A 22,430-nucleotide genomic window follows, 5' to 3' on the forward strand; every position below is an offset into this window, starting at 1 on the left:
AAAAATCATTCTTACATTACTACTTTTAACGCATTCTTCTAAGATTTAAAATACAAGTTACACTCAAGGCAAGTAGCACTGCTGGTAAAATAAGCGAAACAAAGTTCACACCACTATTAATCATTGATAAAACGACACCAAGAATGGTAAACGCACCATATAAATAAAAAACAAGCGGTGTAATTATAATGCCTTTTCTAAGTTTGTTATAAGAAAGAAATAGCATAATCGTAAATGCGATACAAATAACAGCCATTATCGTTGTCGTCATAATCGTATTTTGAACGACAGCGGTTGCATTTGCATTAGCAAGTACTTCTTTTCTTTGTTGTAGAGCAATAAGTCCCACAATAGAAACGCTACTTAATACGGCTTGGATAGTAGATACAATCGCTATCCCAAGTGTTACATTTTTCGTGTTATTGAGCATTCTTGCATGCTCTGGTTTTACTTCAACAGACATCCTTACAACTCCTCTTTAACATTCTATACACCAGACTTTACCATATTTAAAGAGAAATTGTAAGTAGTAATTAGTTTTCGATTTGAACTTCTGCTGCATTTTGTAAAAACGTACCTAGCTCCCTCGTTTCCCCGTCATGCAACATTTGTACGACCTTACTTCCAATAATCACACCATCACAAACACGCGCAAATTTTTCCACATGTTCTATAGAAGAAACTCCAAAACCTGCAAGAACAGGAACAGGGCTAATACTTTTTAAATAAGCTAAATGGGTATCAATATGCGTATTAAATTCATTTCTTACGCCCGTTGTTCCGTTGACTGTTACGGCATAAATAAAACCTTCTGCTTGGTTAGCTATTTCTTCTAAGCGCTCTTTCGGACTGGTTAATGAAACAAGCGGGATAAGCGCAATATCTGTTCCTTTTAGTTCGGGTGTAATAAGCGTACGATGTTCATAAGGTAAATCAGGAATAATAAGTCCTTTTACAGGTGTTTTTTGAACCATTTCGATAAATTTTGGAATACCTAAATGAAAAATCGGATTAATATAGCTCATAATAATTAGTGGAATTTGCACCTTACTTGTGGCTAATTTAGTTAAAATTGCTTCTAAACTAACTCGTTCTTTTAATGCGCGTAAACCAGCAAGTTGAATAACAGGGCCGTCAGCAACTGGATCAGAAAAAGGAATCCCAATTTCAATCGCGCTTACGCCTGATTTTTCTAGGAATAATAGTTGTTCTTCTAGATTATCTAAACCACCATCGCCGCCCATAATATAAGTTACTACAGAAGCATGGTCTTTATTCGCCAATTTTTTTGTTAATGTTTTAGTCATTAGTTTGCCCCTCCAATCGTTCTTTTAGTTGATTAACATCTTTATCCCCGCGACCAGATAGGCATACAACCATACTTTCATCCGGACGCATCTGGCTTGCAAGTTTCACAGCATAACTAATGGCATGCGAACTTTCAAGTGCTGGAATAATCCCTTCTGTCCGGCATAAAAGTTGAAAAGCTTCGACTGCTTCATCATCTGTAACAGAATGATACTCAGCGCGACCTAAATCACGGAAAAAACTATGTTCCGGCCCAATACCAGGATAATCTAATCCCGCGGAAATCGAGAAAGCTTCAAGGATTTGTCCATTTTCGTCTTGTAAAACATCCATCATTGCCCCGTGCAAAATGCCAATCTCGCCTTTAGAAATCGTGGCTGCATGGAACTCTGTTTCAAGACCATGACCAGCAGCTTCTACGCCGTGCATTTGAACAGAAGAATCATCCACAAACGGATAAAATAAGCCCATCGCATTACTGCCACCACCTACACAAGCCACAATCGCCTCAGGTAACTTACCTTCTTTCTCTAGATGTTGTTTACGTGCTTCTGTCCCAATGACACTTTGGTAATCACGAACAATTTCTGGGAACGGATGGGGCCCAAGAACAGATCCCATAATATAATGCGTATCTTCCACATTCGCCACCCAGAACCGCAGTGCTTCATTTACGGCATCTTTCAAAGTACGGCTGCCAGCTTTCACGCTGACAACTTTTGCGCCAAGTAACTCCATTCTAAATACATTAAGCGATTGACGTTTAACATCTTCTTCTCCCATGAAAATAGTACATTCCATGTTAAAAAGTGCTGCTACTGTCGCTGTAGCTACACCATGTTGCCCTGCTCCAGTTTCTGCCACTACTTTTTGTTTGCCCATTTGCCGCGCAAGTAATGCTTGACCAATCGTATTATTGATTTTATGCGCACCAGTATGATTTAAATCTTCTCGTTTTAAATAAATTTTAGCCCCGCCAGCATAGGCAGTAAGTTGTTCCGCAAAATAAAGCGGCGTTTCCCGGCCTACATATTCTTTTAAATAGTAATTTAATTCTTTTTGAAAAGCTGCATCTGTTTTAGAAGCTCGGTAAGCTTCATCTAATTCTTTCACTGCTTTCATTAAAGTTTCAGGCACAAATCTGCCACCAAATTTTCCGTAAAAACCATTTTCATCAGGTGCTTGATATGTCATTATTTTCCAACTCCTTTTGCTGTTTTAATGAAGATTTTAATTTTTTCAGGATCTTTTTCACCATTCGTTTCTACGCCGGAAGAAATATCAACGGCATATGGTTCAAAGCGGTTAATAGCTTCTTTCACGTTTTCGACATTTAAGCCACCAGCAATAATCAATTTATTTTTTATAAGTAAATCACTATTTACTTTATCCCAATCAAAAGTTTTCCCGCTGCCGCCCTCGTATTCTTCTGCCGGAGCATCAAGTAAGATATAGGCATTTGAATAATCATTTATATTGTTAGGAAGTTTGCCCTCTTTAACTGGAAAAGCTTTAATTACTTCGGCATCGGTGCGGTCTGCTTGCTCGGTCGGTTCTTGTCCATGGAGTTGCACGATGTCTAGTGGTACGCCTTTAATAGCAGCAGTCAACTCATCTTCAGTCGGGTTAACAAAAACGCCAACTTTCTTAATATTAGGTGGGATGTTTTTAGCTAACTGGTGTGCTTGTTCAATCGTAACTTGGCGTTTACTTTTCGCAAAAACGAAACCAATCATATCCGCACCATTCTCAACTGCTGCTTTTACATCGACACTTTTTTTCAATCCACAAATTTTTACAATCATCGTTTCACCTTCAAACTTTCTGCTGCTTTTTGTGGAGTTTTGTCTCGCATAAGCGCTTCTCCAACAAGTACCGCATTAAATTCTTTACTCACTCGATTAACATCATCTGCCGTTTTAAAACCCGATTCACTAATGAAACATGCCTCCGTTGAAAAATCATTCGCAACCATTTCGCTTACCGCAATATCTACTTCAAACGTGTGCAAATTCCGATTATTCACTCCAATTAATTTAGCTCCAATTTTTTGCGCGAGAGCTAATTCGTCCCGGTCATGAACTTCTACTAATACTTCCAAATCAAGGGCACTCGCTTGTTTAAAAAGTAAGGCTAGCTCATCTTCTGTAAGAGCTGAAATTATTAGTAACACAACCGTTGCTCCAGCATTTCGAGCGCGAATTAATTGTTTTTCACTAATAATAAAATCTTTACACAGTACTGGAATTGCTACGTTTTTCGCTACTTCTCGTAAATCTTCAATCGATCCTTTAAAGAAAATCGGGTCGGTTAATACAGAAATCATACCTGCTCCAGCTGCCTCATACGATTTTGCTTGAGCGACTGGGTTCACATCCATATTTATTTCACCTTTTGAAGGCGAGGCGCGTTTTACTTCCGCAATAAGTTGCATTTGTTCCGTATTTTCTTTTAAAAAATCATAAAACGAATAAGTTTTCCGTTTTTCTGCTACTTGTTCTAATGGCATTTCAGCTACCTCTACTGCTTTTTGAGCTAAAATTTCTTCTAAAAATGTCATTTCGCTAGCACCTCTTTTTGATAAGTAATTAAATCTTGCAATTTTTGTTTAGCTAGACCACTTCTAACTAGGTCGCGGGCTAAATCAACGCCTTCTTTTACTGTTTTTACTTTGCCATTTGCGAATAAACCAAATCCGGCATTTAGCAAAACAGTGTCTAAATAGGCACCAGGTTCGCCGTCAAGTACACTACGAAGAATTGCTGCATTTTCTTTTGCATCCCCGCCCCTAATTGCTTCTAGTGGGTAGCTAGCTAAACCGACTTCTTCAGGTTTTAGTGTATATAAGTGAACTTCCCCGCTTTCATATAATGCGTAATGATTTTCACCGGCTAGAGAAGCTTCATCCATAAAGCCCGCCCCATTTAAAACTACGGCCCGTTTTCGTCCAAGTTGTCCTAAAACTTCCGCAGTTTGTCTGATTAAATCACGACGATAAATGCCCATTAATTGTGTTTCGAGATGAACCGGGTTGGTTAAAGGTCCAATCAAGTTAAAAATGGTTGGTGTCCCAAGTTCTTTCCGAACGTCCATCACGTATTTCATATTAGGGTGAACATGTGGTGCGAATAAAAAGGCAATTCCTACTTTTTCAAGTAAATAAGTCATATCTTCAGGACGCATATTAATATCAATCCCTAATTCCTGACAAACATCCGCACTACCTGAACGACTAGAAATACTTCGATTCCCATGTTTCGCCACTGGAATTCCTGCTGCTGCAAGGACGAATGCCGACGTTGTACTGATATTAAAACTATTCGATTTATCTCCACCAGTTCCGCAATTATCCATCGCAGTTCCAGCTGGGAAATCCACTTGAATCGCAACTTGCTGCATCGCTTCTGCTATTCCAGCCATTTCTTCTGCGGTTTCTCCTTTGACTTTAAGTGCCATTAGAAAGGCAGCAATTTTCGTTTTTGAAAGACGTCCTTCAAAAATTTCTGTTGCAACGATATTCATTTCTGCTTTTGATAGATTTTTTTGGTCATATACTTTTTGTAATAAGATTTCCATTTTCTCCCGCCCTTTCTACTATGTGAATAAAGTTTTCCATCATTTGTTTTCCGTCATTCGTGCCGATTGATTCTGGATGAAATTGCAATCCATAAACCGGATAATTTTTCAGTTTCATCGCCATTACTTCCGCATCATCCGTCGCCACTGCTAATACTTCTAAGCAATCTGGTAAAGTATTTTTATCTACTATTAAAGAGTGATAGCGCATCACAGGCATTTCTTTTGGCAAGTTAGTAAAAATGGCTCCACTTGTTTGCCGCATCAGCGAAACTTTACCATGACGAATGTGCTTTGCTCGTTTTACTTCTCCGCCAAATACCTCACCGATCGCTTGGTGTCCTAAACAAATCCCAAGTAGTGGTTTTTCTTTCGCAAATTTGAAAACAACTTCTTCCAAAAGTCCGGCTTCACTAGGTTTTCCTGGGCCGGGTGAAAGAACAATCCCATCTGCCAAAGCCGCATATTCCATTAAATCCACGGCATCATTTCGTTTTACTACGACATCACTGAACTCTGCCAAATACTGCTCTAGGTTATACGTAAAAGAATCATAGTTATCAATTAATAAAATCATTCTCCCACCTCCAAAAGGGCTTTCGCTTTTTGTATTGTTTCCAAGTATTCACTCTCAGGTTCTGAATCATAAACAATTCCCGCGCCAGCTTGCACATAAGCTTTTCCATCATGGAGTACCATCGTTCTAATCGAAAGAGCAAAATCAGAATCACCATTTTTCGTTAAGTAACCTACCGCACCAGCATATGGTCCACGTTTTACATTTTCCCATTCATAGATTCGCTCCATGGCTCTTATTTTTGGTGCTCCGCTAACTGTACCAGCTGGGAGCGTCGACCGAAGAGCATCCATCGCACTTAATCCTGGTTTTAATGTACCTTCAACAACGGAAACTAAATGCATCAAGAATCGGTAACGTTCGATTGTTAGATATACTGGTACATGAACCGAACCCGTTTCTGCAATTTTTCCAATATCATTACGTCCTAAATCCACTAACATTCTGTGCTCTGCAAGTTCTTTTTCATCGGATAATAATTCCGCTGCCAGCATTTCATCTTCTTGTTTTGTTGCCCCGCGACGCCTTGTACCAGCAATTGGATTTGTCGTAACAGTCCGCCCTTTCGTTTTAATTAAACTCTCTGGTGAAGAACCAATTAAGACCGTATCGCCAAAATCAATGAAAAAGAGATAAGGAGAAGGATTTAACAATCGTAATTTTCGGTAATAATCAAACGGCTCCACTGTAAAATCTGCCTCTAACCGCTGAGAAAGTACTATTTGAAAGAAATCGCCATCTTGAATATAGGTTTTCGCTTTTTTGACTAAGTTCATATACTCCTCTTTTGTATAATTGCTTTTGTAAGTCATTTTCGGAACTTGAACTGCTTTGTGTTCATCTTTTTTTGGTGTTGTAAGTTCTAAAAACATCGCTTCAAGTGCCTCATCCAGTTCTGCTTCACTTCTCCCAGAGTAGCAATTATCTTGCACTAAAATAAGTTCTTCCGCTTGATGATCCATGATGATAAAACTTTCATATATATAAAAACGAATATCTGGCATGTCCCGCGTTTCGACTGGAATGTCACCTAAATTTTCATAAAGTGCAATAACGTCATAACCAACATAACCAATTGCCCCTGAATCTAAAGGCAAGCTTTCTTCCTCCGTCTTTGCTTTTTCAATAAATAGTTCAATTTCTTTTAAAGGGTCTGTCACTATTTGAAGTGCCCCGTCTATATAATATTCATGTTGATATACTTTAATTTCATGTACAGGATTGATAGCAATAATAGAATATCTCCCTGCCTCTGCATCTTTTGCAGCTCCTTCAAGTAAGCTTTTGCCTGTTCCGGAAAGACGTTGAAAGGCTAAAATCGCGGTTAATGTATCTGCATCCATTCTTTTCATTTTTCTCATTTAAATCATCCCTTCTTCATTAAAATAAAAAAAGCCCTCTGAAAAAGCCTACTATCATGCTTTTTCAGAGGACGAGTTATCGCGGTGCCACCTCATTTTAGGGGAATCCCCCTATCTCAGTGCTGCTTTTTTGCAGCTGCTCTATAACGGGAGCTCCCGTTCACCCCTACTTCAGTTCAAGGTATCACGCACAAGGCCCATTCCTATTTCATCTATTTATTAGCTCGCACCAAACGCTAACTCTCTTTGAAAATCGATGAAAAGTACTATTCTTGTTTCATGTTTTCGTTTTATAAAATTAAAAAAGGGCCTCTCTCCAAGCCTAGCAAATATACTAGACAAGGACGAGAGACCCGTGGTACCACCTTGATTAACTGCAAAAACAGTTCACTTAATCCATCCAAATTCCGAATGGGCGCCTTGTGTAACGATAAGGCCTAATCGCTGCATCCTACTAAGGAAATTCCTTTTCAAACCAGAGCTCAGAAGTCCATTCACATCATGTCCGCTACTGACTTTCACCAACCGTCAGCTCTCTAAAAACTTTCATCATGCTACTTACTCTTCATCAAAGCTATCATTTTTTACTTGTATTCATCTTACATAAGAACAAACGGAAAGTCAAGAAAATAAAACCACATAAATCAAAATAGCAGTTAATAAACAACTAAGTAAAAAGAACTATCATAGAAAATCCCTCTATCCCCCTATTAATACAGGACATTATTAATAGTAAAAAAAAATCATTATCTTAATTACCTTTTATTTACGAGTCAACTAGAGATGAAAATCCCCTTAAAACTATATGATAAAACCACTCATACAAACTATGCCTTATAGACTAAAAATTGCTTTCCCAGAAGGACTATCCGCTCATTTTCGTCTATTTGTGAATATTTTCACGTGAAACACTGGACAAACTTTTATTGATGGCTTATACTAACGGTGTAATCAAATAAAACAAAAGAATATGGCACAGCAACAAGTCAAATTTTTTTGGATTATCAGGGACGTCAAAAGTCTACTATGGACATTTAGAGTCCCGCACAAATATTAGGAGGTTCTGGAAAATGGCAATTAAAGAAAATGCGGCCCAAGAAGTATTAGAAGTTCAAAAAGTGATTGACAGATTAGCAGACAATGGACAAAAAGCATTGAAAGCATTTGAAAGTTACAACCAAGAACAAGTAGATAATATCGTACACGCAATGGCGCTTGCCGGACTTGACCAACATATGCCCCTTGCAAAATTAGCAGTAGAAGAAACAGGACGTGGATTATACGAAGATAAATGTATTAAAAACATCTTCGCAACAGAATATATTTGGAACAACATTAAAAACAACAAAACAGTCGGAGTTATTAACGAAGATACTCAAACTGGTGTTATCGAAATTGCTGAACCAGTCGGAGTAGTTGCCGGGGTTACACCAGTAACTAACCCAACTTCAACAACACTTTTCAAAGCAATTATCGCGATTAAAACGCGTAACCCAATCATCTTCGCTTTCCATCCAAGTGCGCAACGTTGTTCATCTGAAGCAGCAAAAGTTGTTTATGATGCAGCAGTTGCAGCTGGAGCACCAGAACATTGTATTCAATGGGTAGAAAAACCTTCCCTAGAAGCAACAAAACAATTAATGAACCACGATAAAGTAGCACTTGTACTTGCAACTGGTGGTGCTGGAATGGTTAAATCAGCATACTCTACTGGTAAACCTGCACTAGGTGTTGGACCAGGTAACGTACCAGCTTACATTGACAAAACAGCTAAAATCAAACGTTCTGTTAATGACATCATTCTTTCTAAATCTTTTGACCAAGGTATGATTTGTGCTTCTGAACAAGCAGTTATCGTGGACAAAGAAGTTGCTAAAGAAGTAAAAGCAGAAATGGAAGCAAACAAATGCTACTTCGTTAAAGGTGCTGAATTCAAAAAACTAGAAAGCTATGTAATCAACCCTGAAAAAGGAACACTTAACCCAGATGTAGTTGGTAAATCCCCTGCATGGATTGCAAACCAAGCTGGTTTCAAAGTTCCAGAAGATACAAAAATTCTTGTAGCTGAAATTAAAGGTGTTGGCGACAAATACCCACTATCTCACGAAAAATTAAGCCCAGTTCTTGCATTTATCGAAGCTGCTAACCAAGCAGAAGCATTCGATCGTTGTGAAGAAATGTTAGTATACGGCGGACTTGGACACTCAGCAGTTATTCACTCTACTGATAAAGAAGTTCAAAAAGCATTTGGTATCCGTATGAAAGCTTGCCGTATCATCGTAAATGCACCAAGCGCTCAAGGCGGTATCGGTGACATTTATAACGGCTTCATCCCTTCCCTAACTCTTGGTTGTGGATCTTATGGTAAAAACTCTGTATCACAAAATGTAAGTGCGACTAACTTGCTGAACGTTAAACGTATCGCGGATCGGAGAAATAATATGCAATGGTTCAAACTTCCACCAAAAATTTTCTTTGAAAAATATTCTACTCAATACCTTCAAAAAATGGAAGGCGTTGAACGCGTATTTATCGTAACTGACCCAGGTATGGTTCAATTCAAATACGTTGATGTAGTAATCGAACACCTGAAAAAACGTGGTAACGACGTAGCTTATCAAGTATTCGCTGATGTTGAACCAGATCCATCTGATGTAACAGTTTACAAAGGTGCAGAACTAATGAAAGACTTCAAACCAGATACAATTATCGCTCTTGGTGGTGGTTCCGCAATGGATGCTGCCAAAGGTATGTGGTTATTCTATGAACACCCAGAAGCTTCATTCTTCGGCTTGAAACAAAAATTCTTAGATATCCGTAAACGTACTTTCAAATATCCTAAACTTGGTGGAAAAGCGAAATTCGTTGCGATTCCAACAACAAGTGGTACAGGTTCTGAAGTAACTCCATTTGCGGTTATTACAGACAAAGAAAACAACATTAAATACCCTCTTGCTGACTATGAACTAACTCCAGACGTTGCGATTGTCGATGCACAATATGTAACAACTGTTCCAGCACACATTACTGCTGATACTGGTATGGACGTTCTAACTCACGCAATTGAATCTTATGTATCCGTAATGGCAAGCGATTATACACGTGGATTGTCTATCCGTGCAATCGAACTTGTTTTTGAAAACTTACGTGAATCTGTTCTTACTGGTGATCCTGATGCGCGTGAAAAAATGCATAATGCTTCTGCCCTAGCTGGTATGGCATTTGCGAATGCGTTCCTAGGAATTAACCACAGCTTGGCACACAAAATTGGACCTGAATTCCACATTCCTCACGGTCGTGCGAATGCAATCCTTATGCCACACGTTATCCGTTATAACGCACTTAAACCTAAAAAACATGCGTTATTCCCAAGATATGAAAGCTTCCGTGCTGATGAAGATTATGCTCGTATCTCTCGTATTATCGGCTTCCCTGCTGCAACTACAGAAGAAGGCGTTAAATCACTTGTAGATGAAATCATCAAACTTGGTAAAGATGTTGGTATCGACATGAGTCTTAAAGGACAAAATGTTGCTAAAAAAGACTTGGATGCAGTTGTAGATACACTTGCAGATCGCGCATTCATGGACCAATGTACTACTGCCAACCCTAAACAACCACTTGTAAGCGAACTAAAAGAAATTTACCTTGAAGCTTACAAAGGTGTTTAAAAACTAGCTAACTTGTCCACCATTAATATATAAAGTTAGAAGAAAGCGCAAGTCCATCCCAGGGCTTGCGCTTTCGCTTTAGTACTAAAATTAGTATAATGAAACAAGAATGGAGTTGATTTAATGATACGAGCAACTGTGCCCTACTTCACTTTTAACGGGGAAGCCCAAGAAGCACTAGAATTTTATAAAAAAGTGTTTCAAGCAGAAATTACAAAAACTCGTTTTTTTCACGAGATGGAAGGATTCTCTGGAGATAAAAAATTAGGCGAACGAATCCTTCATGCTAGGCTTACGAAAGACGATAAAGATTTGTTTTACTTCTCAGATACACTAGAAGGCGAAACAGATGCGGGAAATCGTTTATCACTTGCAGTTAATTTTGAAACTGAAGAAAGTTTTGTACATGCATTCGTACTACTTTCTAAAACAGGGACCGTTGAAATCCCTATTCAAAAAACTTTTTGGGATGCAAAATACGCAAAAGTTATCGATCATTACAGCATAGATTGGCACCTTAACTTAGAAAATGAGTCTACTACTAAAGTATGATTTTTTCCCGTCCTCTAGCCGAATGTAATTAGAACTAAAAAATAGTACAATTTTAGTAGTGAGAGAAAAAAAGGAGTGAGTTCATGACTGAGACAGTTTTAAAATTAGAACATGTCACGAAAAAAATCGGACAAAAAAATATTGTCCACGATATCAGCTTTGACATACATAAAGGAGAAGTATTTGGTTTACTTGGTCCAAATGGTGCCGGTAAAACAACTATTATCCGCTCGATTGTAGGCTTAATTCGCCGCTCAGAAGGTACAGTTTATATTAATGGTAAAAATATTGATACCGACTTTAAAGCAGCAATTTCTGAAGTAGGAGCAATTATTGAAAATCCGGAATTTTATATGTATATGTCTGGATGGGCTAACTTAAAGCAATTTGCACGGATGAGTCAAAAAAATATTACAGACGATCATATTCGTGAAATTGTAGAACTTGTAAAACTTTCAGATGCCATCAATCAAAAAGTAAAAACATATTCCTTAGGTATGCGTCAACGTTTAGGCGTTGCACAAGCCTTACTTCACAACCCCGCCCTACTTATTTTAGATGAGCCAACCAATGGACTTGATCCACAAGGGATGGCAGAATTCAGAGCATTAATTCGTGATTTAGCAACAAACGGTACTTCTGTTTTAATTTCTAGCCATTTACTTAGCGAAATTCAACAAATTACCGATCGTTTTGCTATTATTAATAAAGGTGTCTTAACTCATACGGAAAAAATGAGTGACGTACTTGAAAATCATGTGGCTGTTTATCAACTTAAAGTCACTGATAGCGTAGCAGCAAAAACTGTTCTTGCTACACTTCCAGTAAAACTTGTTGCTGAGAAAGAAAATTCATTTAAAATCGAAGTGGCTCACGAAGATGTCCATTTAATTGCCCGCGCGATTATTCAAGCAAATATCGATTTATTGGAAATGGTTCCACTTCAAGCCTCCCTTGAAGAACGATTCCTAGAATTAACAAATGGCGGAGGTGTAAAAGCATGATAGCATTAATAAAAAATGAATTCACTAAATTATTTTCTAGAAAATCTAGTTGGATTATGCAAATTGTCTTATTTGCAGCAGTTTTAACTTTGGCACTACTTATGTTTTTCGTTAGTAAGATTGATACAAGCGGTGTTGAAGGTGGCAATGCAAGTAATGCTGGAATTACAGCTTATTACGATGATAAAGGAACTCCGGTAAGTGAGGAGGAATACTGGAATTCAGCGGATAAAGATGGTAACCCAACATATAAAACCGAAACACTATCACTAACAGATTCCGTTGCTTACTTAAAAACTCAAAAACAAGCAGCTCAAACGAAAGATGAAAAAGAATCAGTTCAAAAACAAATTGATTTCTATCAAGCTTATGTAGATGCAGATGAAAAACCTGCTAGCAATTCAGCGGGAATTTCAAGTGCTGACTTCTTTGCATCACTCGGTAGCTCTGGGGCAGTCGCAACGATGCTAGTAGTAATTGTGGCAAGTATTATTGTTGCAACAGAGTTTTCTGGCGGAACAATTAAGTTATTACTCGCACGACCTTATTCTAGAAGTCAAATTCTTTTCTCTAAATATTTTATGTGTATTGTTTATAGCATCATTAGTTCCATCACGCTATTATTAGCTAGTTTTATCTTCTCGTTTATTCTTCCGAAGCAATCGATTTTCATGCCGCTCTCCCCTTCATCAGGCGCAATGACAGCGTGGGATCATGCTTGGATGTTACTCGGAACAAACTTCTTACTGATGATTGTGTATGCAACTATCGCATTCTTCTTCTCATCCGTTGTTCGTTCACAAGCATTAGCAGTTGGTGTTGGTGTCGGCGTACTATTCTCTGGTGGAATTATTCGTCAACTACTACCACTCGCTATCGAAAAATACGACTGGATGAAATGGATTATTTTCAACTTGCTTAGCTTAAATGATACAGTTGGCGGTCAAAAAATCGCTGGCGGTTTAGCAGATTGGCAAATTATTGCTGGCCTTGGCGTATATACAGCGATCATCCTCTTCTTTACATTCTTCATTTTCAAAAAACGAGATGTCGCGTTAAGTTAATCCAAAAAAGAGGTTGTCCGTTATGGACAACCTCTTTTTTTAATGTTTGATAATCTCAATTTTATTTACTGCATTTGTATCAATTCTTGCTGTTCCGCCAATTGGGAAAGTAGCAAGTGGTTGCGTATGGCCAAAATCCGCGCCTGAAATAACTGGGATTTTTTGTAAAGCTGTTTTCGTTTCTATGATAAAAGCAAGTTTTTCTTTTGTCATTGCCGTTTTTGTTTGGAAGCGACCAATAACCAAACCTTTTATTTCATCTGCACCTGGTTGATTAAGAAGTGACTCCAAATCACGATCAAACGTTTCTGGAACAGTCATAAAATCATCTTCCAGAAATAAAATAGCACCAGATAAATCAGGCATATATTCGGTTCCTTGTAGTAAATTAAGCGTGCAGAGATTCCCGCCGATAATGGTTCCTTCTGCTTCTCCATCTTGAAGAACAACTAGCCCTTCATTTGGCTTGAAGTCCCTGTTTTCTTGATCCAAGTACCATTCATCATCACTCCACGAAGTACTTGCCGTTAGCGCAAATGGTTCTTTATCTACTAAGCAAGCGCTAAATGAATCAAGTACGTAGTCTAGGCCTTTTTTCATTGAAAAGGTAGAGAAATGTGCGCCGGAATAAGTAACGAGTTCGGTTTGGGTATAAATAGCCGTTCCTAGCGCTGTAATATCAGAGAATCCGCATAAAATCTTAGGGTTCTCAGCAATTAAATCATAATCTAAATATGGTAGTAATTGATTGCTATTAAAACCACCGATAACCGTTAAAATCGCTTTCACATTCGAATCATTGAACGCTTCATGAATGTCAGCTACTCTTGAGCGAATACTAGAGCTTAACATACAATCCATTTCTGAAACATGCTCTCCAAAAGTGACTTTGAAACCCATCTCATTTATGCGTTTAACAGCGAAATCGACTTGATTTTCTGCCATTATACCAAGAGATCGGCTTGGAGCAATGATGCGAATTTCATCACCTTGTTTTAATTTTGCGGGAATCATCATTTGATCGCCTCCCTATTTAGCGTATGGAATGGACATGAACGTAAATGATCGTCCAGGATGCCAATAGCTTGTAAATAAGAATAGATAATCACAGGCCCAACGAACTTAAAGCCTCGTTTCTTCAAATCTTTACTTATTTTTTCGGATAGTTCCGTCTTAGCTGGCACTTCTCCCATTCCCTGCCATTCATTAATAATTCGCTCTCCATTTGTAAAACTCCAAATATAATTAGCGAATGAGCCGAATTCTGCTTGGACTTTTTGTGTAGCTAGGGCATTGGTGCGAACTGCTTTGACTTTCAAACGGTTCTTCACAATGGCCGCTTCTGAAACGATCCGCGCTAAATCTTCATCTGTTAACCGAGCACACTTATCAATATCAAAATGAAAAAAAGCTTCTTGATAGGCTTTTCTTTTATGTAAAATTAATTTCCATGACAGGCCAGCTTGTGCCCCTTCTAAATTCAACATTTCAAATAAATAAGTATCATCCTTACTCGGGACGCACCACTCGCCATCATGGTATGCTAGTTCAAACGGGTCATTAATCGACCATGGACAACGTAATTCTTCGGACAAATTGAGTTCCTCCTATATAGTTAAAATATAATACACACTAATTAATACGGCTACAAACAAACCAATACAACTCCAAATTATCCGTTTCTCTCTCCACTGACTAACTGCAACTGCGATACTCAATGCTAAAAATAAAAATAATAGCCAGTTCGGAACATCTGGGTGATACTCGCTTTTGAAAATAAGATAACCAACTACTGCTGCAATTATTCCTGTTACAACCAAACTTATCTTTTGATACCTCATTCGCTCAAGCCTCCTATTTACCAATCATAAAACATACGTTCCCTTTTTGCAAGTGAAAATAAAAAAAGAAGCGAACTTATTTGCTCGCTTCTTTTTTTGGTAATTATTTTAATTTGCCACGAAGGACCATTGGTAAAATCCCACCATGACGGTAATAGTCAATTTCTACTTCTGAGTCAAATCGTGCAAGTGCATCAAAGGTGAAGCTAGTGCCGTCTTCGCGAACAGCTGTTACTTTGACAATATCTCTTGGCGCTACACCTTCACTGATTTCCACTTGTAAACTTTCTGAACCAGTAAGGCCTAGTGTATCTGCATCTTCTCCTGGTAGGAATTGAAGTGGTAAAACACCCATCATTACAAGGTTAGAACGATGAATCCGTTCATAACTTTTTGCAATTACAGTTTTAATTCCAAGTAAATTAGTTCCTTTGGCAGCCCAGTCACGTGAAGATCCCATTCCGTAATCATCGCCAGCAAGAATCACTAAGCCAGTGTTGTTTTCGATATATTTTCTAGATGCGTCATAAATGGACATTACATCCCCAGTTGGCCAGTATGTTGTGTAACCACCTTCTGTTCCAGGAGCGATTTGGTTTTTGATTCGAATATTGGCGAATGTACCGCGCATCATAACATCATGATGACCACGACGAGAGCCATACGAGTTGAAATCACGAATCGCTACGCCTTCTTCTTGCAGGAATTTTCCGGCTGGTGTATCTTTACCGATTGCACCAGCTGGTGAAATGTGGTCGGTTGTAACAGAATCACCAAATTTACCAATAATACGAAGACCAGATAAAGCTTCTACTTTGCCAGCTTCTTTTGCTAAATTATCAAAGAATGGCGGGTTGGCAATATACGTCGAATTTTCATCCCATTTGTATAAAGCATCTTCTGTAGTTTCAATCGCATTCCAAGCTTCATTTTCATCAAATACATGGGCATATTGCTCACGGAAAAGTTCTGGCGTTACGGTTTCTTCTACAAGCGCCTTCACTTCTTCTGAACTTGGCCAAATATCGTTTAAGAAGACATCTTCGCCATTATTACCACGTCCGATTGGTTCTGTTAACATATCTACGTTCGTTGTCCCAGCAAGCGCATAAGCAACGACAAGTGGTGGTGAAGCTAAGAAGTTTGCTTTCACAAGTGCATGAATTCGTCCTTCAAAGTTACGGTTACCACTGAGAACTGCGGAAACTAGTAAATCACTCTCTTGAATCGCTTCTTCAATTTCTTCTTTTAATGGACCTGAGTTACCGATACAAGTTGTACAACCATAACCAACTAGGTCAAAGCCAAGTTTTTCTAAATATGGAAGTAAACCAGCTTTTTCCAGGTAGCCTGTAACAACTTTGGAACCTGGCGCTAAGGAAGTTTTGACGAATTTGGGTACTTCTAAGCCTTTTTCAACAGCTTTTTTAGCGACCAAACCGGCGCTTAGCATTACGTATGGGTTAGAGGTATTCGTACAGCTTGTAATTGCTGCAATAGCAACGGAACCAGTTTTCATTGTTGATTGGTCACTATTGCCAAATGTAACAGTTACTTCTTTGTCTAAAGCTGATTTATCAAGACCGAAACCTTGGTTGCCTGCTTTCGCTGTAATGGATTCACGGAATGTTTCTTTCATTTTCGAAAGCGGAATCAAATCTTGTGGACGTTTTGGCCCAGCTAGATTTGGCTCAATAGCAGAAAGATCGATTTCCACTGTTTGTGTATAATTTGGTTCTACTTTTTCTGGTGTAAAGAATAAATCGTTTGCTTCTAAATAAGCTTCTACTAATTCGATTTGTTCTTTGTCACGACCAGTTAGTTTTAAATAGTTAAGTGCTTCTTTGTCTACCGGGAAAAATCCGCAAGTTGCGCCGTATTCAGGAGCCATATTGGCAACAGTCGCGCGGTCAGCTAGTGGAAGGGTTGCAACGCCTGGACCATAAAATTCAACAAATTTCCCTACTACTTTTTGTTCCCGCAAAACTTGTGTTACTTTCAAAGCAAAATCGGTGGCAGTTGCGCCGTTTGGTAAAGCACCTAATAATTTCACACCGATAACTTCCGGAATTGGGAAATAAGATGGTTGTCCGAGCATTCCAGCTTCAGCTTCAATACCGCCAACGCCCCAACCTAAAACGCCAATACCATTAATCATTGTCGTATGGCTATCTGTCCCGACAAGGGAATCTGGAAACGCTACAAATTCGCCGTCAGAAACTTCATTCGCGATGACGACGTTTGCTAAATACTCTAAGTTAACTTGGTGAACGATACCAGTTGCAGGTGGCACAGCACGATAATTATCAAATGCTTTTTGCGCCCAGTTTAAAAATTGATAACGCTCCATATTGCGTTTGAACTCTAGCTCCATGTTGATTTTTAGCGCTTCTGGATTCGCATAACTATCAACTTGTACCGAGTGATCGACTACTAAATCAACTGGGATTTCTGGATTGATTTTTTCTGGGTCGCCGCCTAGGTCAGCCATTGCTTTCCGTAATGAAGCTAAGTCAACAACTGCTGGAACACCGGTGAAATCTTGTAAAATAACACGCGCTGGTTTAAATGGAACTTCTCCTTCGTTACCATTTTTTGACCAATGAGCTAGGTCTTCTACATGTGAATCCTTAATTACTCTGCCATCAGCTTGTCTTAATACGGATTCAAGTAAAACACGTACAGAATAAGGTAATTTCTCGATGTTTGTGATTTTGTCCTCTTCTAAGGTTTTAATTTTGTAGTAATGATACGTTTTGTCATTAAGTTTAAATGATGCTTTTGCTTTTTCTTTCCAATTAGTCATCCACGTTTCCTCCTTCAATTCTTGAAACGACTGGTCTCTCTCATCTATTGTACTTAAAAATAAGCGATAAGTAAACAAAGAGAATTCGCTATAATTCAATAACTTTTTCTTATAACAAAAAAATGAATGACAACGAAGTGCCATTCACCTTTTTTTATAGACCTAAATTGGTTAATGCTTGTTCTAGGGAGCCAAATGATTGGAGTTTCGAAATATTCGAACCAACCTGAATTGTGCGCTGGGCAAAGCTTGGTTGCATACCAGAAAGTATCGGGATTAATCCAATCAATTTAAATGATTGAATCATATCTTCCATGTGTTTTGTTGCAAAATCATCTTTTAACACGGCGCTAGAAAAATCTATTACGATGAAGTCTAAATTTAACTTATCCGCAGATTCGATTGCTTTTTCTTTCATAAAATAGCCTCGATCATCATCTAAACTTCCAACTATTGGCAACACTCCGATGGAATCAGTAATCGGAATAATACGCGTCGATAATTGGATAATCTCTTTGCGCTGAGCCATAACTTGATTTCTATTTTCTTGCATAAATCCTTCAAGAAGCTGCTGTTGAATGGATGCGAGTGTGTCTTTTATTTCTAACATAAACTGAATAATATCAGCATCCGTATAAAAAACATCTTCAGTTTCTTTCCATTTAAGTAAGCTGTTTATAATAAATTTATCAATTTCGCTCATATGTTGATGGATTTTTCTAATGTCCGTTTTGTCATTGAAGCGTCTTTTACCGATGTTTTCAAAATCTCGTTCTTTCACTCCCGTAATGACATCAATAATCATGCCACACGATGCGGTACTTAGTGAGCGAATAGATTGTTCATCCTCACCAGCACTAAGCCTCAACTTATACTCATCCGTTTGAGTATAATAATTATCGTAAAAATTGTTAACTACCTCTGAACGACGACTAATCAAAAATTCTTTAATTTGCATAAACTTCTCCTTTTTCACCGATACTATCTCGCAAAAATTAAGATGTTATCTGCATGTAAATTTTCAATCATTTTATCAACCTGTTCTTCTGTTAAGTCGAAATCTTCTAGAAGTTTTTTAACAGATTTATCGTCTGTTTTTGAGAACCATTTAGCAAAAGGTCCTGCCGCATATAGGGCGCCGTATTTCGGATTATAAGCTTGTGGAATAACAATTGCGCCACTAAGTGATTGCAGTATTCCAGAGATAATGCCAAACGCCTCTTCATTAACTGGACGTTCGATTTCAATATTTTCTTTTTCCGCTAATGTTTCGAGATTTTTATTATGTTTAGATTTAGCTAAAACAGAAATATCTTCTTTTTCATAGCCCTCACTTACTAACTTGTTGATAATTTCCTCTGCTGCGCCTACATTTTGAACTGCGAATACTTCCCACTTTTTCATTATTTGTCATCCCTTCCATTATCCAATTGTAAAATTTGTTTAATTTCTTCTGTGTTTAACTTACCTAGCATTTGTTCCCCTGGTTGGATAAGTTCATCCACGAGCGCTTGTTTTTTCTTTTGTAAGTCAAAAATTCGTTCTTCAATCGTTCCTTTTGTAATCATTCGGAACACTTGAACGACACGTTTTTGACCGATTCTGTGAGCACGTCCTGTCGCTTGTTCTTCTACAGCTGGATTCCACCATAAGTCGTATAATATCACCGTATCTGCACCCACAAGATTTAGCCCGGTTCCTCCTGCTTTTAAAGAGATTAGGAAAATATCATTCTCACCTTCATTAAAAGCATTAACCATATCTAATCTTGTTTTAGCAGGCGTTTTACCATCCATATAGAAAAGGGGTTGACCATCTTCTTCTAATTTCCGGCGAATAATCGCAAGCATACCAGTGAACTGAGAAAAAATCAGTATTCGTTTGCCGTTTTCTCTTGCTGTCTGTATTGTATCAAATAACTGTAGTAATTTACCAGATTCACCTTGATAATTTTCGACAAAAAGGCTCGGATCACAGCAAATTTGGCGTAAACGGGTTAATCCCGCGAGTAATTTGATTCGTTCTTCCGAAGCATTGCCATTACTTTCTTCTAAATCAGCTTGAATTTTCTCTAAATAAGCTAAGTAGATTGTTTTTTGCTCATCGGTTAATTCAGAATAAAGGTTTGTTTCAATTTTATCGGGTAGTTCTTTTACTACGTCTTGTTTTAATCTGCGCAGTAAGAACGGACGAATCATTTTGGCAATGTTTTCGTATGGTATTTCTTTGAATTTGCGTAGCGATGGGAAAAATCCTGGCATTAATGTTTGGAAAATCGCCCATAATTCATCAATACTATTTTCAAGCGGCGTTCCACTTAACGCAAATACATGATTTCGTTTAAGCGCTCGCACCGCTTGAGATGCTTTTGTATGGTAGTTTTTAATGGCTTGCGATTCATCAATAATGACACTTGAAAAAGCTACATCAGCGAAATGAATAATATCTTGACGTAAAGATGGATAAGAAATCAAATAAACATGACCGTGTTTTATCTCTTCCATTTCTGCCATACGAGCCTGTTTCGTTCCATGTAAAACAGTCACAGGGATTTCTGGCGCAAATTTTTCTAATTCACTTTGCCAGTTGTAGAGCAGTGAGGCTGGTGTAACTATTAAGACCGGTTTTAAGTTCGGATTCTCTTCTAATTCTGATGCCAAGAAGCTAATCGTTTGTACAGTTTTACCGAGTCCCATATCATCTGCCAAAATACCACCAAGATTATATTTAGCAAGTGATTTCATCCATTCAAAACCTGTTAACTGATAATCACGCAACTCTGCTTTTAATCCTTTTGGTAAACTAAAACTGTCTTCTGATTGAGTAGTTATGTCTGTCAGTAGTTCACGGAAAGAACGGCTGAATTTATGATGTTCATCTTGCGTTCCCGCCCCTAAAATATCGTAAATTTGCATACCTCGATAAAGCGGAACTTGCATATTCGGCTGGACATCTTTTTTACGCACTTCTAACATTTGTAGTACGTCTTCCATTTGTTTATAGTTTTCCGATTCAAGCGATAAGAAACGTCCATTTTTCAGACGATGATAGCTACGTTTTTCTCGCAATGATTCTAGGACATTTTGGACTTCTTCTTCCGGGATGCCTTTGAAATCAAACGAAACAGAAAGATAATCATTATCTGAAGAAACATCTAGCGTTGTCACAGGGCGCACGTTGTCTTCTACCATTTCTTCTAAACCATCTTCCATATAAATCTCCGCATACTCGGCAAGTTTTGGAATGGTTCGATAGTAAAATTGATATAAATCCTTTTCTTGTTTATTAACAACCATTTTTGTTCCTGAAAAATGAACAGGAGCGCTTTCGATAATATTCATCACGCGTGCTTCTTTTTCCACATCACGAATCATGATTTTTTCGTTTTCTTCTTCCGTAATTGCAAATGGATCAAATAATTGATTGCCATAATGATATTCAAGGCGTAATGTATGCTCTCCGTATTCCAATGCAATAAATAATTTACAATCAAGTGGTTGCTGTGTAATCCGGTCTTCAATCGAGTCGTCCAGTTTCAACTTACCACTTTTTTGTAAAGCTGGTAAAACATAGGAAATCACTTCACTCAATTGCGACTCCGAAAACTGCACCACTTCATTTTTCGTAACTTTGTGAAACTCAATTAACGGTTTTAAAGATTCCCAAACTTCTTTAACAGGAATGAAAAAAGTACCATCAAAGAAAAGTAACTGATAAGCTTCGAAAAAGATTGCTTGTTGTAAGTCTTCCATTTCTAGTTGGTATTTGTCATCCGCACTTTTTTTAAGTTCAAAAATAAAGTCTAGGTTATCGCGGCGAACGTTGATGCCGCGGTATTTAATATCTTCTACGCGTTCTTTCATAATAATACAAGTCGTGTCGCGCTCAGTTAAGAGTTCTAATAGTTCACCAGCCATACTAGGTGGAATAGTTAGATTTTTCTCTTCCGCATAGGATTTTGACCAGTAGAAAGAATCTGTATCATACATCTTGGCAATTTCACTGATTTGAAGTAATTTGTCCAAAATTTGTTTGTCTTCTTCCAAAAAGAAATGCTCGTTTGGATCATAAGCAAAATTCTTAGTAAATACAAGCCACTGCCGATCACGAATCGCAGCTAAAAACGTATTCATATTTTTTACTACATATGTTCGCTCTGTCCCTACTTTGACTTCAATTGTCATAATATAACTAGAATCATCGGGTTTTAAGCGAATGATATATTGTGTTTGAAGTGGTATTTTATTAGTAATATCCTCTTCCACTTCAAGTTGTTGCGCCATATTTTGTTGAAAAAGGGAAAGAAGTGTATTTGATTCTTGTGTGAGAATTCGATTTTTAAAATCTTGTTTGGCTGCTTTTTGTTTTTCTTTTTCCATTTTTAAATGTGTCGCGTAGATATGTTTGCAAATAGCATTTAGCTGAAAATCGGCACAGCTACAAGCATAATTTTCACTACCAGCATCTTCTACGACATTTTGATCAATAAAATAGGTTAAAAAATGGTCTGATGCGTCTTTTTCACGAAACTGAATGATTTCTCCGTCTTCCATCAGTTTTTTTCCAGCCTGTTTCACACTATATGGAATCATTTTATTTTGAATTGCTGTAAAGTGCTCCATTACTTTCTTCCTCCCAAAACCGTCCATTACTCTAAACTACTATTATAT

At 38.0% G+C, this 22,430-nt stretch carries 19 protein-coding genes and 2 other annotated features; of the genes, 4 read left to right on the forward strand and 15 right to left on the reverse strand.

Annotated elements, in window-relative coordinates; translation table 11 throughout:
* Positions 1 to 25: 25 nt before the first annotated feature.
* The 8 genes from PQQ29_RS08360 to trpE form a co-directional block, all read right to left on the reverse strand.
* Positions 26 to 463: a hypothetical protein gene (locus tag PQQ29_RS08360; protein ID WP_003762507.1), complete on the reverse strand. Its 438-nt coding sequence runs from the start codon at positions 461 to 463 to the stop codon at positions 26 to 28.
* Between the two features lie 70 nt (positions 464 to 533).
* On the reverse strand, positions 534 to 1,307 hold the full coding sequence (gene trpA / locus PQQ29_RS08365; RefSeq protein ID WP_003772093.1) for a tryptophan synthase subunit alpha: 774 nt from the start codon (positions 1,305 to 1,307) through the stop codon (positions 534 to 536).
* On the reverse strand, positions 1,300 to 2,502 hold the full coding sequence (gene trpB, locus PQQ29_RS08370) for a tryptophan synthase subunit beta (RefSeq protein WP_003772095.1): 1,203 nt from the start codon (positions 2,500 to 2,502) through the stop codon (positions 1,300 to 1,302). Before trpB ends, trpA begins: the two co-directional genes overlap by 8 nt.
* Positions 2,502 to 3,113: a phosphoribosylanthranilate isomerase gene (locus PQQ29_RS08375; protein WP_010991635.1), complete on the reverse strand. Its 612-nt coding sequence runs from the start codon at positions 3,111 to 3,113 to the stop codon at positions 2,502 to 2,504. The genes trpB and PQQ29_RS08375 overlap by 1 nt, the downstream gene beginning before the upstream one ends.
* The gene (trpC, locus tag PQQ29_RS08380) at positions 3,110 to 3,868 is read right to left on the reverse strand and encodes an indole-3-glycerol phosphate synthase TrpC (protein ID WP_010991636.1); all 759 of its coding nucleotides are present in this window, start codon (positions 3,866 to 3,868) and stop codon (positions 3,110 to 3,112) included. Before trpC ends, PQQ29_RS08375 begins: the two co-directional genes overlap by 4 nt.
* Positions 3,865 to 4,884, reverse strand: a complete 1,020-nt coding sequence (trpD, locus tag PQQ29_RS08385; protein ID WP_010991637.1) for an anthranilate phosphoribosyltransferase — start codon at positions 4,882 to 4,884, stop codon at positions 3,865 to 3,867. The genes trpC and trpD overlap by 4 nt, the downstream gene beginning before the upstream one ends.
* On the reverse strand, positions 4,856 to 5,461 hold the full coding sequence (locus PQQ29_RS08390) for an aminodeoxychorismate/anthranilate synthase component II (protein WP_187984133.1): 606 nt from the start codon (positions 5,459 to 5,461) through the stop codon (positions 4,856 to 4,858). The genes trpD and PQQ29_RS08390 overlap by 29 nt, the downstream gene beginning before the upstream one ends.
* Positions 5,458 to 6,822: an anthranilate synthase component I gene (gene trpE, locus PQQ29_RS08395; protein ID WP_045553098.1), complete on the reverse strand. Its 1,365-nt coding sequence runs from the start codon at positions 6,820 to 6,822 to the stop codon at positions 5,458 to 5,460. The genes PQQ29_RS08390 and trpE overlap by 4 nt, the downstream gene beginning before the upstream one ends.
* 64 nt (positions 6,823 to 6,886) lie before the next feature.
* Positions 6,887 to 7,111, reverse strand: a binding site (T-box leader).
* 48 nt (positions 7,112 to 7,159) lie between these two features.
* Positions 7,160 to 7,403 (reverse strand) — a binding site (T-box leader).
* A gap of 489 nt (positions 7,404 to 7,892) precedes the next feature.
* Between trpE and lap the strand changes: the two genes are divergently transcribed.
* From lap to PQQ29_RS08415, 4 genes are all read left to right on the forward strand, one after another.
* On the forward strand, positions 7,893 to 10,493 hold the full coding sequence (gene lap / locus PQQ29_RS08400) for an adhesion-mediating acetaldehyde/alcohol dehydrogenase LAP (protein ID WP_003762516.1): 2,601 nt from the start codon (positions 7,893 to 7,895) through the stop codon (positions 10,491 to 10,493).
* Positions 10,494 to 10,616: 123 nt separating this feature from the next.
* Positions 10,617 to 11,045, forward strand: coding sequence for a VOC family protein (locus PQQ29_RS08405; RefSeq protein ID WP_187984134.1), 429 nt, complete (start codon positions 10,617 to 10,619; stop codon positions 11,043 to 11,045).
* An 83-nt stretch (positions 11,046 to 11,128) separates the two neighbouring features.
* Entirely contained in the window at positions 11,129 to 12,049 is a 921-nt protein-coding gene (locus tag PQQ29_RS08410; protein ID WP_003762518.1) for an ABC transporter ATP-binding protein, read from the forward strand.
* Entirely contained in the window at positions 12,046 to 13,113 is a 1,068-nt protein-coding gene (locus PQQ29_RS08415) for an ABC transporter permease (protein WP_003772110.1), read from the forward strand. The genes PQQ29_RS08410 and PQQ29_RS08415 overlap by 4 nt, the downstream gene beginning before the upstream one ends.
* A 39-nt stretch (positions 13,114 to 13,152) precedes the next feature.
* On the opposite strand, the gene PQQ29_RS08420 is transcribed toward PQQ29_RS08415, so the two are convergent.
* The 7 genes from PQQ29_RS08420 to PQQ29_RS08450 form a co-directional block, all read right to left on the reverse strand.
* The gene (locus PQQ29_RS08420) at positions 13,153 to 14,127 is read right to left on the reverse strand and encodes a S66 family peptidase (RefSeq protein WP_010991641.1); all 975 of its coding nucleotides are present in this window, start codon (positions 14,125 to 14,127) and stop codon (positions 13,153 to 13,155) included.
* The gene (locus tag PQQ29_RS08425) at positions 14,127 to 14,708 is read right to left on the reverse strand and encodes a DNA-3-methyladenine glycosylase I (protein WP_010991642.1); all 582 of its coding nucleotides are present in this window, start codon (positions 14,706 to 14,708) and stop codon (positions 14,127 to 14,129) included. Before PQQ29_RS08425 ends, PQQ29_RS08420 begins: the two co-directional genes overlap by 1 nt.
* A gap of 12 nt (positions 14,709 to 14,720) precedes the next feature.
* Positions 14,721 to 14,954, reverse strand: a complete 234-nt coding sequence (locus PQQ29_RS08430; protein WP_010991643.1) for a hypothetical protein — start codon at positions 14,952 to 14,954, stop codon at positions 14,721 to 14,723.
* A gap of 103 nt (positions 14,955 to 15,057) precedes the next feature.
* A complete protein-coding gene (acnA, locus tag PQQ29_RS08435) occupies positions 15,058 to 17,760 on the reverse strand; it encodes an aconitate hydratase AcnA (RefSeq protein WP_010991644.1) in 2,703 nt (900 codons plus the stop codon).
* Positions 17,761 to 17,914: 154 nt separating this feature from the next.
* On the reverse strand, positions 17,915 to 18,718 hold the full coding sequence (locus PQQ29_RS08440; protein WP_003762527.1) for an STAS domain-containing protein: 804 nt from the start codon (positions 18,716 to 18,718) through the stop codon (positions 17,915 to 17,917).
* A 23-nt stretch (positions 18,719 to 18,741) separates the two neighbouring features.
* Positions 18,742 to 19,164, reverse strand: coding sequence for a general stress protein (locus tag PQQ29_RS08445; RefSeq protein ID WP_003762529.1), 423 nt, complete (start codon positions 19,162 to 19,164; stop codon positions 18,742 to 18,744).
* Complete coding sequence (locus PQQ29_RS08450) at positions 19,164 to 22,382, reverse strand: DEAD/DEAH box helicase (protein ID WP_010991645.1); 3,219 nt, start codon at positions 22,380 to 22,382, stop codon at positions 19,164 to 19,166. The genes PQQ29_RS08445 and PQQ29_RS08450 overlap by 1 nt, the downstream gene beginning before the upstream one ends.
* Positions 22,383 to 22,430: the final 48 nt, after the last annotated feature.

Origin of the sequence: Listeria innocua (assembly GCF_028596125.1) — a bacterium.
In the GTDB taxonomy this organism is placed as follows: Bacteria; Bacillota; Bacilli; order Lactobacillales; family Listeriaceae; genus Listeria; species Listeria innocua.

Excerpts from the sequence above, each read along its gene's own strand:
- PQQ29_RS08360 (WP_003762507.1), bottom strand. The coding sequence starts at position 463 with ATGTCTGTTGAAGTAAAACCAGAGCATGCAAGAATGCTCAATAACACG.
- trpA (WP_003772093.1), bottom strand. The coding sequence starts at position 1,307 with ATGACTAAAACATTAACAAAAAAATTGGCGAATAAAGACCATGCTTCT.
- trpB (WP_003772095.1), bottom strand. The coding sequence starts at position 2,502 with ATGACATATCAAGCACCTGATGAAAATGGTTTTTACGGAAAATTTGGT.
- PQQ29_RS08375 (WP_010991635.1), bottom strand. The coding sequence starts at position 3,113 with ATGATTGTAAAAATTTGTGGATTGAAAAAAAGTGTCGATGTAAAAGCA.
- trpC (WP_010991636.1), bottom strand. The coding sequence starts at position 3,868 with ATGACATTTTTAGAAGAAATTTTAGCTCAAAAAGCAGTAGAGGTAGCT.
- trpD (WP_010991637.1), bottom strand. The coding sequence starts at position 4,884 with ATGGAAATCTTATTACAAAAAGTATATGACCAAAAAAATCTATCAAAA.
- PQQ29_RS08390 (WP_187984133.1), bottom strand. The coding sequence starts at position 5,461 with ATGATTTTATTAATTGATAACTATGATTCTTTTACGTATAACCTAGAG.
- trpE (WP_045553098.1), bottom strand. The coding sequence starts at position 6,822 with ATGAGAAAAATGAAAAGAATGGATGCAGATACATTAACCGCGATTTTA.
- lap (WP_003762516.1), top strand. The coding sequence starts at position 7,893 with ATGGCAATTAAAGAAAATGCGGCCCAAGAAGTATTAGAAGTTCAAAAA.
- PQQ29_RS08405 (WP_187984134.1), top strand. The coding sequence starts at position 10,617 with ATGATACGAGCAACTGTGCCCTACTTCACTTTTAACGGGGAAGCCCAA.
- PQQ29_RS08410 (WP_003762518.1), top strand. The coding sequence starts at position 11,129 with ATGACTGAGACAGTTTTAAAATTAGAACATGTCACGAAAAAAATCGGA.
- PQQ29_RS08415 (WP_003772110.1), top strand. The coding sequence starts at position 12,046 with ATGATAGCATTAATAAAAAATGAATTCACTAAATTATTTTCTAGAAAA.
- PQQ29_RS08420 (WP_010991641.1), bottom strand. The coding sequence starts at position 14,127 with ATGATTCCCGCAAAATTAAAACAAGGTGATGAAATTCGCATCATTGCT.
- PQQ29_RS08430 (WP_010991643.1), bottom strand. The coding sequence starts at position 14,954 with ATGAGGTATCAAAAGATAAGTTTGGTTGTAACAGGAATAATTGCAGCA.
- acnA (WP_010991644.1), bottom strand. The coding sequence starts at position 17,760 with ATGACTAATTGGAAAGAAAAAGCAAAAGCATCATTTAAACTTAATGAC.
- PQQ29_RS08440 (WP_003762527.1), bottom strand. The coding sequence starts at position 18,718 with ATGCAAATTAAAGAATTTTTGATTAGTCGTCGTTCAGAGGTAGTTAAC.
- PQQ29_RS08445 (WP_003762529.1), bottom strand. The coding sequence starts at position 19,164 with ATGAAAAAGTGGGAAGTATTCGCAGTTCAAAATGTAGGCGCAGCAGAG.
- PQQ29_RS08450 (WP_010991645.1), bottom strand. The coding sequence starts at position 22,382 with ATGGAGCACTTTACAGCAATTCAAAATAAAATGATTCCATATAGTGTG.